This window comes from Paenibacillus sp. GbtcB18, from assembly GCF_019091125.1.
GTDB lineage: Bacteria > Bacillota > Bacilli > Paenibacillales > NBRC-103111 > Paenibacillus_F > Paenibacillus_F chitinolyticus.
On the sequence record NZ_JAGXJX010000002.1, the window covers coordinates 405,288 to 418,996 of the forward strand.

Consider the following 13,709-nt stretch of genomic DNA (forward strand, 5'->3'; position numbering starts at 1 on the left):
ATCGAAATTGCCTGCCCGCTAACGACCCGCCGCGACGGAACTTTTCTTATCTATGGAGGCTTGACCCGAGCCAGGCGTCACTTGTCTGACCTGATTGTCACCGGCTGGCTTTAACCCTTTTTCCTTCGCGATGGCTTCGAGTCTTTCCGGATCTTTCAACTTCTGAACTTCCTGCTGGTTGGCATCGTTTTCCGCTTTGAGCGTTGTAATGTCAGTCTTGGTCGTCTTAATCTCGCTGTTGATCTGATAAATAGTTGTGTAACGCCATACGATTCCGGTCGCAACGAGCACGCAGACTATAACCAAAAGCAAATACATGAGCTTCTCTCCGACAGGCAGCGGCTTGTTTTTGACAATCACTTTCTTCGTTTCCCGAACGGTCACGCGTTGACTGGTTGCTGTCGACTTCTCGGCTAAATTTCCTTGGATATATCCGGGCATAAGTTCCTCCTGATTACAGCTTTTCTGCGATTCGTAATTTGGCTGATCTGGCTCTAGTATTGTGTTCGAGTTCAGCAGAACCTGCTGTAATCGGCTTCCGGTTCACAAGCTTCACCACACCGGTGTTTCCGCATACGCACATGGGGAAATCCGGAGGGCAGGTGCACCTTCCCACATAGCTGCTAAAAATTTGTTTGCATATACGATCCTCAAGCGAATGGAACGTGATGACGGAAACCCGCCCGCCGGGAGCCAGGCACCGCACCGATTGATGCAGCGCGTCCTCGAAAGCCCCGAGTTCGTCGTTAACGGCAATCCGCAAAGCCTGGAAGCTTCTTTTGGCGGGATGTCCGCCTGTTCTACGCGCGGCTGCGGGGATGCCTTCCTTAATCAGCTCGACCAGTTGACTCGTCGTTTCAATCGGACCGTCCGCCCTTGCTCTTACGATAGCGCCTGCTATACGGCGGGAAAATTTCTCCTCCCCGTATACGAACAAGATGCGGGCGATTTCGGCTTCCGGCCACTCGTTTACGATAATTTTGGCGGTAAGCTCCGTACTGCGGTCCATGCGCATATCCAATTCAGCTTCCTGGTGGTAGCTAAACCCTCGTTCCGCCTCATCCAGCTGAGGCGAGGAAACTCCAAGGTCAAACAAAATTCCGTTTACCTGCGGGACCCCGTCGCGGAACGCTCTCGGCTCCTCCCGGAGCACTTCTTCAATACGTCGAAAGTTCGTTTTGACAATTTTGACCCGGTCCCGATAGGGCGCGAGTATGTGTTCGGCGTTCGCAAGCGCCGCATCGTCCTGATCCAGGGCGATCAGAAGTCCTTCCGGACCCAGCCTGGAGGCGATTAAGGAACTGTGCCCCGCTCCTCCCAGCGTACAATCCACGTATACGCCGTCAGGTTGTATGTGTAGACCGTCAACTGCTTCTTCTTTTAAAACGGTGATGTGATGAAACAAACCCATTTCCCTCCCTAAGTAACTCGCAGAGCTTACTCGTGATGTTATAAGTCAAAATCGAAATCAACCAGCTTCTCGGCAATTTCGTTAAAAGACTGTTCCGACTGCTCAAAATAGCTTTCCCAAACCGACTTGCTCCAAATCTCGACTCGATTGGAAACGCCGAGCACAACGCAGTCTTTCTCGAGTTTGGCATGCTCCACCAGGTTGTTCGGAATATTGACCCTTCCCTGCTTGTCCAGCTCGCTTTCCGTAGCCCCGGAAAAGAAAAAACGCGTAAAAGCGCGCGCATCGGCTTTCATAAGCGGCAGTGCTTTCAGCTTCTGTTCCAGAACGCTCCATTCAGACTTAGGGTACACAAACAAACATTGGTCCAAACCGCGGGTGACGACAAAGGATACTCCGAGGGCTTCGCGAAACTTAGCCGGAATAATAAGCCGGCCCTTCTCGTCAATGTTATGCTGGTATTCCCCCATAAACATTGACCCTCACCCCTTTCGCCCCACTTTGCGCCACTTTTCTCCACTTCAGTATGTTTACTTCTTCATTTACACGGAAAATCCTTCTCATAAGCATAAATCGTCAAAATTAATTTTTCTCATTTTGTGGATAAGTCCGCTAAAAAAACAAAAAAGTCCGGTGCAGCGCACCAGACTGTGGATAATTTTATGGTTTCTCTTTTTCCGTAGCTGTGGATTCCTCATGCCGAACCGGGTCTGCATTGTCTTCCATCGCCATGCCTTTTTCATGAAACGATGATTCGGGCTGCCGCGATTCGGAAGCTTGCGCAAGCTTCTGCGCTTCTACTTGCTTCATTATGCGTCTGTTTCTCGACCGGACCCCGAAATAAATCGGCAGTCCGATAACCAGAGCGATGGCCGCGACAGGAAGCAAGGCCGTTACAAAAATGACGAGGCCTTTCAAAAGCGAAAAAATAAAGTCAATGCTTTTGGTAAATGTACTTCCGATCTGCTTGCCGAAAGGCGTTCCGCCCCCTTTTAAAAGAACCCCTTCCTTCGGCTGAACCAGCTTCAGCTCCACCGTCGAGTACTGTACGTTTTGATCCAGATAACGCATCCGGCCTTTGATCCGTTCAATCTCTTCCTGGACTTTGCCAAGCTCCGCGGAAAAAGCGAGCAGCTCGTCCGACTTCGTCGCTTTTTCCATAAACGCGAGCAATCTGGCCTCCACGATCTCCTTCGCTTTAAGCCGGGAAGTCAGGTCCACGTACTCCTCCGTCACGTCCTGACCCGTTATATTTCTTTGCCGGGTGGGGCTGATTTTCTCGATGCCGTCGAGAAGCGAAGAAAAACCTCCCGCTGCGACTTTGATCGTAAACGTGCCGCCTATTTCGGAGGCGGTGTTGTCTTCGGTAAACTGCAGGATATACGCACCGCTCGCTGTCACGAGCTCACGCAAAGCCCTTTGCGCTTTGGCATAATCCTCCACTTCGGCTACGAGATTTCCCTTGTAGATCACCTTGCGGTCAAATCCGTCTGCGGCTGCCGGAGCTGCGGACGGATTAACGGCGGCCGGTGCCGGGGAGGCGCTATTCCCATCGGCTTGTTTGGACGCGCCTTCTTTCTTCAACATTTCTGTGTCCATAGACGCAGTTGAAGAAGCTCCCGATTTCTGGTCAGCCGTTGAAATCCCCTTATCGGCAGCGCTGCACCCCGTCAAGCTTACACCTACAAGCAGTGCGACGATCAATCCCCGCCTTGCTATTCTAAAGCTGTCCCGTTTGCCGTCTCCGTCACTCTCCCGCTTCCTTCCCCTTACCGGATGATGGTTGTGTTTCATAAGACCCCCTATGGTTATTCCATATTTTTCTATTCACACTTTTTGACGCATTCTTATCGGGGAAGTTGCAAATCAGACGGAGAAATTTTCCGCTCCTTGGAGCCATCTGCTACCGCAAGTCCAGCCAACAAAAAAACGCCTCCCGCTTCCGGTTCTACACCGGAAACAAGAAGCGATTTTTAACTATTCAATAAATTAATGCTCCTGCCAGCTTTGCAGATAAGCCTTCTGTTCATCGGAAAGCCGGTCGATGGAAATGCCTAGCGACTCCAGCTTGTAACGCGCTACCTGCTCGTCAAGCTCATAAGGAACATTCACGACGGTTTTACCGATATCTTCGTAACGGTCGTTCACGTACTTGAGCGATAACGCTTGAAGCGCGAAGGTCATATCCATAATCTCCGCCGGATGGCCGTCTCCCGCCGCCAGGTTAACCAGACGTCCTTCCGCCAGGAGATAAATTTTACGTCCGTCTTTCAGCTGGTATTCTTCGATGTTACGGCGTACCGTACGCACGGAAGAAGACTGGGCTGCCAGTTCGGGTTTGTTGACCTCGACATCGAAGTGCCCCGCATTGGACAAAATCGCACCGTCCTTCATCACTTCGAAATGCTCGCCGCGGATCACATCGCGGTTGCCCGTCACCGTCACGAAATAATCGCCGATTTTAGCCGCTTCGGACATAGGAAGAACGGTAAAGCCGTCCATATAAGCCTCAACCGCTTTAATCGCGTCGATCTCCGTAACGACGACTTGAGCGCCCAGACCTTTGGCACGCATCGCAACGCCTTTGCCGCACCAGCCGTAGCCGACCACGACAACGGTTTTGCCGGCGACTACCAGGTTGGTCGTACGGTTGATTCCGTCGAATACGGATTGTCCGGTTCCGTAACGGTTGTCGAACAAGTACTTGCAAAACGCGTCGTTCACGGCCACCATCGGGAATTCCAGACGGCCTTCCTTGTCAAGCGCCTTCAAGCGCAGAATGCCGGTCGTCGTTTCTTCCGCTCCGCCGCGCACGCCCGCCAGCAAATCTCTGCGCTCCGAGTGAAGAATAGTTACCAGATCGCCGCCGTCGTCAATAATCAGATCCGGCTTCGTTTCGAGCGTTTTGATCATGAGCTCTTTGTATTCCTTCGGATCCGGATTATACTTGGCGAACACCGTGATGCCGTCTTCCGCCAAAGCCGCGCAAACATCGTCCTGCGTGGACAGCGGGTTGCTGCCCGTGATCGTCACTTCCGCTCCGCCCGCTTGAACGACTTTCGCCAGATAGGCGGTTTTCGCTTCCAGGTGAAGAGAAATGGCTACTTTAAGTCCGCGGAACGGCTGCTCTTTCTCGAACTGCTCGCGGATACGGTTTAATACCGGCATATGCGCTTTAACCCAATCGATTTTCAAATGCCCTTCGGGCGCCAGGGATTGATCCGCTACGATGCTGCGTTCTACTGCGTTCATTCAACTATTCCTCCTCGATTGCTAAAATCTTCTTCTATATAGGCTGTCTAGTTAAATATAAACCAGGTAGTGGCCCCCGTCCATCGGCAAATCCGCGTCCAGCAGCTCGCTAAGCCATTTATCCCCATATCGGTTCAAATAGGCGCATACGTTATATACCCGCTCCTGCGGTTTGCCCAGCGGCATCAGAGCCAGCTCAATGCGCTTCCACTGGGATAAGGCCGTCTCATGCCGGCGGATAAGCGCCTGCTCCGCCTTGCGTTCCAGGTAATCGATTTGGTGAAGGATCTTATCCAGGTTAGTATGCCCCAGCTCCGGCAGTCCCGCTTCGATAGCGGCAAGCGAGTCCACGAGAGGGGTATATGCCTCTTTCACGCGCTCGCGCGCTTCTTCGAACCGTTCCCCGACCGGAAAAGGGCTCTGCGCGCGGAGCCACGCTTCTCTACGCTCTTCAATGCCCTCCGTAACGTCATCCATGGACAGGTCGTACCGGTCCATCCATTTCGTTACGGCATCTTCGACGAGCGTGAACTCCAGCCGCGGCAGGAGAATCGGCATCGTCATGCCGTGCAGCGCGAACGCGTCCCGCGTCATCGCCCAGTAGGCCACCTCCGCGGGACCGAGCACGGTGCCCAGCACCGGAAGCAGGAACTCCTGCATGAGCGGGCGGGAAAGAACGCCGTTGCTGAGGCGTTCCGGTTCCCTCTCCGCGAGGGCCAGCAGATCTTCCCTGCTGTAGGCGCGCAGGTCTTTCTTGTCGGCGAAGCCTTCCCCGCTGCGCTGCAGCAGGACCCGCTCGCCGTCAGGCTCGATGACGAACAGATGAGACTGTTCGTCCGTCACGTCCACTTGAGGCGTGTAGCCGAGCGCCTCAAGTTCGCGGCGGCCGCTCATCAGCGCGTCCGCGAGAAGCTCGTTAGCGCCGATGAGGCGCGTGAACATCGGCGACTCCAGCTTGCGCAGGGCGGGATCGTCCGCGTCGAGGAGGACGAGCCCGCTGTCGCCGAACAGCGCGGCCATCCAGCCGGCGAACGTGTCGCTGAGCGTGGCCAGACCGTTCATCGACGAACGCAGGCGGCTCAGCAGCTCCGTCTTATGCGGGCTGTCCGGCAGCGACTCATCCAGCCGTCGGAACGCGTCTTCCCAAATCAGTTCGTCCGCCTGCCAGCGGCTGACCGATGTCCGCAAATTCCACGGACGCCGGATCGACAGCTTATGTACGTCCAGTTCCGGACGCTGCACCTGGATGTGGTCGACCTCATCGAAGTCGTGATCCTCTCCGGCGATCCAGAATACCGGCAAGACCGGCGTACCCAGTTCCGCCTGAGCTTGCCTTGCGGCGATAAGAACGGTAATCGCTTTATAGATGACAAGCAGCGGTCCCCCGAACAAGCCGGCCTGCTGGCCTCCCACTACGGTAAGCGAATTCTCCTCGGCCAGTCCGGCGGCCGCACGGAGCGCCGTCTCCCGGTTGCCTATACGGCGGTTATATTCAAGCAGCACCTCGGCCAGACGCTTCCGGTCCGCCCGGTTTCCTTCCGTATGGCGGACCGCTTCGGCGCGGCGTTGCAAACTTCCTTTATCCCATGGATTATAATCAAACAATGCCGACACACGGTCGAAATGATGGATGTAATCCTCGGTTAAAGGTTGGCTCTTCTTCCATTGATAAGCTTTCCACGGCATCTCTCTGCAGCCGCCTCCCCCGTAACCACTGTCGGATTTTTACTCTTAATTGATTGTACACGGCAATGACCTTGACGTCAAAATGGAAGTTGCTAATTTTTTTATATCAGGTACAAAAAATGCCGTTCCCTCTCCCCGTCTACAGACTTAGATCCCTTCCCATCTCAAGCTGCAGCAGCGGTTCATTCGCGGGCCTCTTTCCTATTCTGCCAATATCTTCTATTATGAATATAGTACATACCGCTCGAAAATAGAAAGGAACGATATCGATGAATGTGTTCCAAAACCGAATGTTTGTCAAACTGTTCACCGCCAGCTTTTTTTCGCAGCTCGGCACCATGATCGGAAACATGGCGTTTGCCTTCTTCCTGCTCGATCGCTTCAGTTCCCAACCCTTCTATATGACGCTGGCGGAGATGATGTATTCCCTGCCGACCTTGTTCGTGTTCTTTATCGTCGGAGTTGCGGCCGACCGGATGAACCGAAAGTCCATTTGCTTATATTCCAATTATATCCGAATCGGACTGACCGTTCTGCTCTTCCTCTCGCTTTTTCTGGAAATTTTGCCGCTCACGTTCCTGATTCTGTTCCTTCGGAGCGCGGTCGCGAAATTTTTCGCCCCGGCCGAAACCGGCCTTGTGCAGGGCATCTTATCCAAGGAACAGTATATGCAGGCCGCCGGTTTGAACCAGACGGTGTTCGGCTTGTTCATGCTCTTCGGAACGGCCCTCGGCGCTTTGGCGTATCACTGGATCGGAGTGGAAGGCGCCGTCATAATCGACGGATTGGGGTTTATTCTCTCGGCTCTCCTTATCCGTTCCTGCAGCTTTGAAGAGAAGGTACAGCAGCCTAACGGACCCGGAAAATGGCGGGATATGAGCTTTAAAACCGTTTGGGGAGACTTTGCGGAAGGCATGCGGTATATCTGGAGGAAGCCTCTCTTGCTGTCGATCATTACCGGCTTTATCCTCTTCGGATTTGTTAACGGCGGCTTTACCGTTCTTCCCCTGTTCTCGCTGAAATACAAACTCGCAGCCGATGAGTATGAGAAATTCGCTTCGCTCTTATCCGTTTGCCTGGGCGTCGGGGTGCTGGTCGGCAGCGCTCTCGGGACCGTTTTGGCCAAAAAAATAAAGCCGCACGTCATGATCATAGGCAGCGTCGTCTCCAGCGGACTTTTGGTGATCGGAATCAATTACGTCAATGACATCTGGCTGTTTCTGCTTGGCTTCTTCGTTACGGGAATTTTAATAGCACCTGCCAATATAGCTTTCGGCGGCTGGATGCCGCAAATTGTGGACGGCAAAATGATGGGAAGGGTAAACGCGTGGATCGATCCGCTCATGATGGGGGCACAGTCGCTTGCGCTCGGACTTATCGCCCTGCTCTACCCGCGATTGATCTCGCTGGACTGGATTTACATTGTACTGGGCGTGCTTATGCTTGTCGTAGCCGTCTTCTACACTCTCAAGCTTCCCAAACAGGCTGCCGCGGAAGAAACCGCTACGAAAGATTCTCAAGAGAATCCGGTACAAGCGGCCGCGTCCGTATCGAGCTGAAAGGTTACGTATGCCATAGATATATGCGGCAGCACGATAAAAAAAACCGCCCGTCTCGCATCTCCAGGACCGGAGTGCGGACGGGCGGTTCTATGATGAAACGATAAAGGATTAGTACAGGTGGCAGGACACGAAATGCCCCGGCTCCACTTCTTTCATCGGAGGCATCGTCACCGCGCATTGATCCATAGCTTTAGGGCAACGGGTCCGGAAAGGACATCCGCTAGGCGGGTTGAGCGGGCTCGGAACTTCGCCTTTCAGGATGATACGTTCTCGCTTGCGCTCGATTTCCGGATCCGGAATCGGAATCGCGGAAAGCAGAGATTCGGTGTACGGGTGAAGCGGCTTGGCATAAAGCTCTTTGGAAGTGGTGACTTCCACCAGATTCCCGAGGTACATAACGCCGATACGATCGGAGATGTGTTTTACCATCGCAAGGTCATGCGCGATAAACAGGTAAGTCAGCCCCCGGTCTTTTTGCAGCTTCTTGAACAGGTTGACGACCTGCGCCTGTACGGACACGTCAAGTGCCGAAATCGGCTCGTCCGCAATAATGAACTGCGGTTCGATTGCGAGTGCGCGGGCAATCCCGATACGCTGACGCTGACCGCCGGAAAATTCGTGCGGGAAGCGGCCGGCATGCTCGGCGTTAAGGCCTACCGCCTCGAGCAATTCGACTACGCGCTCGCGGCGTTTGCTGCCGGAAGCGACACCGTGGATGTCGAGACCTTCCGCGATGATGTTGCCTACCGTCATTCTCGGGTTAAGCGAGGCATACGGATCCTGGAACACCATTTGCATGTTCCGGTGAAATTCGCGCATTTTGCGGCCGCTCAGTTTATGAACGTTCTCGCCGTTAAAAATAACTTCGCCGTCCGTCGCCTCGTAGAGGCGGATAATCGTGCGTCCTGCCGTGGATTTACCGCAGCCGGATTCACCGACCAGACCGAAAGTTTCACCGCGTTTGATATCGATCGAGAAGTTATCGACCGCTTTCAGGATTTTGCCCTGGCCGAGGTCGAAATGCTTCTTCATATTACGGATGGATAAGATCGTTTGATCAGACATGCTGCTTCCCTCCTACTTCAACGGGACGCTCGACTTTAGGCGCATCCGGATGGAGCAGCCAGCAGGCTGCGCTGTGCTCGGCCGAAAGCTGGGTGTGTTCCGGATCTTCCTCTACGCACACTTTCATGGCGTATGGACAGCGTGCCGCGAACGCGCAGCCTTTCGGCGGAGCGAACAAGTCCGGCGGCGTTCCCGGAATCGGGATAAGCTCTTCGTCCGCCCGCGTGTCGAGACGGGGAACGGATTTCAGAAGTCCCCATGTGTAAGGATGTCTCGGATCGTAGAAAATTTCGTCTACGGTCCCTTTCTCCACAATTTTACCCGCGTACATCACGACCACGCGTTCAGCCATTTCGGCAACGACGCCAAGGTCATGCGTAATCAGGATGATGGAGGAACCCGTTTTTACGGACAGTTCTCTCATCAAATCGATGATTTGGGCTTGTACGGTAACGTCGAGAGCCGTTGTAGGCTCATCCGCGATGAGCAGCTTCGGGTTGCAGGCCAAGGCGATGGCGATCATAACCCGCTGACGCATACCGCCCGAAAACTCGTGCGGGTACTGCTTGATACGGCCTTCCACGTTGGAGAGACCGACGAGGCGAAGAAGTTCCATCGAACGCTGACGCGCCTGCTCCTTCGTCATGCCCTGGTGCTTGATCAAGCTTTCGCTGATCTGTCTGCCCACGGTCATGGTCGGATTGAGCGATGTCATCGGGTCCTGGAAAATCATACCCATTTCGGAACCGCGAACGGATTCCATTTGTTTATTGGAAAGCTTGGTGATGTCCACCTTGCCTTTTTTACCGTCAAAAAGGATGGACCCTCCTTTAATAACGCCGGGAGGTGAAGGAATCAGACGCATGAGCGTTTGGGAGGTTACGGATTTACCGCAGCCCGACTCCCCTACGATTGCAAGCACTTCGCCTTTTCTAAGATCGAATGTGACACCGCGAACCGCCTGAACTTCACCTGCGTAGGTGTTAAAGGAGACCTTCAAATCTTTTACTTCCAAAATATTTTCTTTGGGCTTACTCAAGGTACTCCCTCCCTTTACTTACGCATCTTCGGATCGAGCGCGTCACGAAGACCGTCACCGAGCACGTTGAAGCTTAGCAGAATAAGACTGAATACGGCTGTCGGGAACAGCAGGCGGAACGGATAGTAACGCATGGAAGCTGCTCCGTCCGACAGAAGGGATCCGAGCGACGCGAGCGGCGGACGGATCCCGATACCGATGAAGCCCAGGAAGGCTTCCGCGAATATCGCCGAAGGAACTACGAACGTGATTTGAACCACGATAATACCAAGCGCGTTCGGAACAAGGTGGCGTAGAATAATACGGCCCGTTCTGGCGCCCAGCGTGCGGGAAGCTAGAACGTACTCCTGTTCCTTCAGCTGAAGGACCTGACCGCGCACGAGCCGCGCCATCGGAACCCAGCCGGTGATCGAATAGGCGATGATAATGGACGTAATGCCCGGCTTTAGCACCATCATAAGGAGGATGGCGATCAGCAGGAACGGAATGGAATAAATAATTTCAATAAAGCGCTGCATGACGGAATCAACTTTGCCGCCGTAGTAGCCGGAAATACCTCCGTAGATAACACCGACGATCAAGTCAATGACAGCAGCCACAATCCCGATAAACAGGGAGATACGAGTTCCCCACCATACGCGGGTCCACAAATCGCGGCCCAGATCGTCCGTACCGAACCAGTGCACGGAATTCGGCTTCTGGTTGGCGATGGACGGGTTCGTCGCACTATACTCAAATTGCGATATGAACGGGGCTAAGATTGATACGATAGTCAGAAGAATGAGTATAAACAAGCCGGCCATAGCCAGTCGATTTTTCTTAAGTCGACGCCAAGCATCCTTCCAGTAGGTCAGCGACGGGCGGACGATTTGCTCCTGTAAATGTTCGTCCTTAATCAAGGGCGCAAATTTACCGGATGCGTTTACAGTCGATTGTCCTGGATTCTGCATAGTTTACTTCCCGCCTTTCCCCAGACGAATTCTCGGGTCAATATAACCATAGAGGATGTCGGTAATAAGAATTACGATAATTAGAATCGCAGAGTAGAAAATGGTCATACCTGAAATAACGGTATAGTCATTAGAGTAGATCGCATTAACCAATTGCTTACCTAATCCCGGAACGGAGAAAACCTGTTCCACAACAAGCGTACCGGTAATCAATCCCGCAAAAACCGGTCCGATAATGGTGACAACCGGCATAATGGCATTACGAATCGTGTGACGCCATACAACCGTGTGACTCGCCAAACCTTTTGCTTTCGCAGTTTTGATATAATCCTGATTCAATACATCCAGCATGGACGTACGCATCATTCTGGCCACGTTGGCAAGCGTACCGAACGAAAGCGCCAGGGTCGGTAAAACTTTGTAGGACGGACCTTTCCACAATGCGGCGGGCAGCCAGCCCAGTTTGTTGCCGATATAGTAAGCAAGAAGCGGTCCGAGAACGAACGATGGAATGGATACACCGATAACCGCGATAAAGATAGCCGTGCGGTCCTGCCATTTGTTATGGTTGAGCGCGGCGATGATACCGAGCAGCAAACCGAATACAAGTGCGACACAAATGGAATAGACACCAAGTTCAAAAGACGGTTTGAAACCGGAACTGATCATGCTTGTTACATCACGAGCCGGGAATTGGAAGGATACCCCCAAATCACCTTGTATAACATGTTTCAGGTAGAGCAGGTACTGCTGCCATTGCGGCTTATCGAGCCCGTATTGTGCTAGCAGAATCTGATAGTTTTCTTTGGACATCTTCAGTACAGCTTCTCCGAACGGGTCGCCCGGAAGCAGCTTCATCAGAACGAAGGTGACCGTGATGACGAGCCAAAGTGTAATGATGGCATAGAACAGCCGCTGTAGGATATATCTGAACACATAGGGTCCTCCTTTTGGAAAAATGAAGCCGGAAGGGGACGTCCCGCGAGGTGCGTCCCCTTCTGACTTTAGCTGCTTATTATATTAAGCTAGCTGCGGAATAAAGAACTACTTCTTCGCTTCCGTAATTGTTACCCCTTTAACATCCCACTCCATGCCGTAGTTCGGCAGGATCAGACCTTGTACTGTATTGCGAACAAGGTAAGGAACTTTACGGGAATAGAGAGGTCCTACAGCCATATCTTCCATCAGGATTTTCTCTGCGTCTACTAGCAGTTGAGAACGTTTAGCAGGATCTGCTTCTTTGTCAGCGGCTTTGACTTTCTCATCATAGGTAGGGTTGCTGTAATAAACGTTGTTGAACTCGCTGCCCGTAACCCACATATCGAGGAAAGTCATCGGATCGTTGTAATCAGCGCCCCAAAGTGCGAGAACGATATCATAGTCGCCTTTGTTTTGACGTTCTACACGCAGTTTGTGCGGAACTGGCTCTCCGACTGCTTTGTAACCGAGGTTTTTCTCCCACTCGCCCATCAGAAACTCAATGGTCTTCTTCCCGGAACCTTGCTCGTCGCCGAGGAGCTTCAGCTCAGGCAGTTTGTCGATGCCGAGTTCTTTCAGACCAGCTGCCAAGTATTCTTTCGCTTTGGCCGGATCTGCCTTCGGAAGCGTTTCGCCGGCGGATTTACGGAATTCGTTTTTGTTGCCGTCCTGCGTACCATCCGCCACAAGCCCTCTTGCCGGAGTTGTTCCGTTAGGAAGGATCGTGTCAACGAATGCTTGACGGTCAATAGCAAAGGTCAGAGCTTTACGAATGTTCGCATTAGCCAACACTTTGTTTTTCTCATTAAACATGAAATACATCGAAGTCAGTTCATTTTTCACTTTGATGTTTTCTTTGTCCGTTTGAGATTTAGCTTTGAATTGATCACCATTCAAATTAGTAACATCTGTTTCTTCAGTTTCGTACAAATTTAATGAAGTACTAGGTTCCGTTACGATGTTAACCGTCAGTTTCTCCAGTTTTACGTTGGCAGCATCCCAGTAGTTCGGGTTTTTCTCGAATACGAGGTTTTGGTCATGGTTCCATTGTTTCAGAACGAACGGACCTGCACCGATAATTTTGTCAGCGTCGCCGCCGTATTTTTCACCGTTTTTGGTAACCAGATCTTCACGTTGCGGGAAGAAAATCGGGAAAGCAAGGAGATCTTCGAAGAAGGTAACCGGCTTTTCCAGTGTAATTTCGAGTGTTTTATCATCAATCGCTTTAACGCCGAGAGCTTTTTTCTTAGCTTCTACTTCTTCAGGCTTTGCTTTGATGATGTCATTTCCGCCTTTAATCCAGGCAGTCATGAAGTTGTATTGCGCTTTGGTGCTCGGATCGAGAGTACGTTGGAAGGAATAAACGAAATCGCTTGCTTTGACCGGCTGACCGTCTGCCCATTTCGCGTCACGGAGCTTAATGGTGTAAACGAGACCGTCTTTGGAAATTTCCGGTTTGGCAGCTGCAAGTCCAGGCTGCGGTTTGCCGTCTTTGTCGAGACGGTAGAGGCCTTCATTCAGTGCGTTCAGCATCGTAAATGCTGCGTTTGTAGTACCTTTGGAGCTGTCTAGAACCGGTGGCTCAGCATTGAAGTTAATGCGAAGTTCTTGCTTAGCGGCATTTGCTTTGTCTGTACCGCCATTCTCCCCCGTTGCTGCCTTGTCGTCACTGCCACAACCTGCTGCGATACTGCCGACAAGCGTCAGTGCAACCGCTGTGGAAACCCACTTTTTAGCTTTCATACGGTAATTATTCCTCCCTTTAA

12 protein-coding genes are annotated in these 13,709 nt (G+C 52.4%); 1 reads left to right on the forward strand and 11 read right to left on the reverse strand.

The genetic code is table 11. The annotated features are described in order from the left end of the window. Positions 1-18 precede the first annotated feature (18 nt). The 6 genes from ftsL to bshC all read right to left on the reverse strand — a co-directional run bounded on the left by ftsL (position 19) and on the right by bshC (position 6,349). On the reverse strand, positions 19-441 hold the full coding sequence (gene ftsL / locus KVT34_RS07135; protein ID WP_217557890.1) for a cell division protein FtsL: 423 nt from the start codon (positions 439-441) through the stop codon (positions 19-21). A gap of 13 nt (positions 442-454) precedes the next feature. Then, positions 455-1,405: a 16S rRNA (cytosine(1402)-N(4))-methyltransferase RsmH gene (gene rsmH, locus KVT34_RS07140; RefSeq protein ID WP_217557892.1), complete on the reverse strand. Its 951-nt coding sequence runs from the start codon at positions 1,403-1,405 to the stop codon at positions 455-457. A 44-nt stretch (positions 1,406-1,449) separates the two neighbouring features. Beyond that, positions 1,450-1,887, reverse strand: coding sequence for a division/cell wall cluster transcriptional repressor MraZ (mraZ, locus tag KVT34_RS07145; protein WP_009671842.1), 438 nt, complete (start codon positions 1,885-1,887; stop codon positions 1,450-1,452). A gap of 184 nt (positions 1,888-2,071) precedes the next feature. After that, a complete protein-coding gene (locus tag KVT34_RS07150; protein ID WP_217557894.1) occupies positions 2,072-3,205 on the reverse strand; it encodes a DUF4349 domain-containing protein in 1,134 nt (377 codons plus the stop codon). 195 nt (positions 3,206-3,400) lie between these two features. Further along, positions 3,401-4,663: an adenosylhomocysteinase gene (locus KVT34_RS07155; RefSeq protein ID WP_217557896.1), complete on the reverse strand. Its 1,263-nt coding sequence runs from the start codon at positions 4,661-4,663 to the stop codon at positions 3,401-3,403. 51 nt (positions 4,664-4,714) lie between these two features. Beyond that, positions 4,715-6,349, reverse strand: a complete 1,635-nt coding sequence (bshC, locus tag KVT34_RS07160) for a bacillithiol biosynthesis cysteine-adding enzyme BshC (protein WP_217557899.1) — start codon at positions 6,347-6,349, stop codon at positions 4,715-4,717. Positions 6,350-6,618: 269 nt separating this feature from the next. Between bshC and KVT34_RS07165 the strand changes: the two genes are divergently transcribed. Continuing rightward, positions 6,619-7,908 carry an MFS transporter gene (locus KVT34_RS07165; protein ID WP_217557901.1) on the forward strand — a complete coding sequence of 430 codons (1,290 nt, stop codon included), beginning with the start codon at positions 6,619-6,621 and terminating at the stop codon, positions 7,906-7,908. A 111-nt stretch (positions 7,909-8,019) separates the two neighbouring features. On the opposite strand, the gene KVT34_RS07170 is transcribed toward KVT34_RS07165, so the two are convergent. The 5 genes from KVT34_RS07170 to KVT34_RS07190 form a co-directional block, all read right to left on the reverse strand. Next, positions 8,020-8,976, reverse strand: coding sequence for an ABC transporter ATP-binding protein (locus KVT34_RS07170; protein ID WP_217557903.1), 957 nt, complete (start codon positions 8,974-8,976; stop codon positions 8,020-8,022). Next, the gene (locus KVT34_RS07175) at positions 8,969-10,015 is read right to left on the reverse strand and encodes an ABC transporter ATP-binding protein (RefSeq protein ID WP_217557905.1); all 1,047 of its coding nucleotides are present in this window, start codon (positions 10,013-10,015) and stop codon (positions 8,969-8,971) included. Before KVT34_RS07175 ends, KVT34_RS07170 begins: the two co-directional genes overlap by 8 nt. Before the next feature lie 14 nt (positions 10,016-10,029). Beyond that, a complete protein-coding gene (locus KVT34_RS07180; protein WP_254634637.1) occupies positions 10,030-10,965 on the reverse strand; it encodes an ABC transporter permease in 936 nt (311 codons plus the stop codon). 3 nt (positions 10,966-10,968) lie between these two features. Next, positions 10,969-11,901 (reverse strand): ABC transporter permease, encoded by a 933-nt coding sequence (locus KVT34_RS07185; RefSeq protein WP_217557907.1) that lies wholly within the window; start codon positions 11,899-11,901, stop codon positions 10,969-10,971. 108 nt (positions 11,902-12,009) lie between these two features. Then, the gene (locus tag KVT34_RS07190; RefSeq protein WP_217557908.1) at positions 12,010-13,686 is read right to left on the reverse strand and encodes a peptide ABC transporter substrate-binding protein; all 1,677 of its coding nucleotides are present in this window, start codon (positions 13,684-13,686) and stop codon (positions 12,010-12,012) included. Positions 13,687-13,709 lie beyond the last annotated feature (23 nt).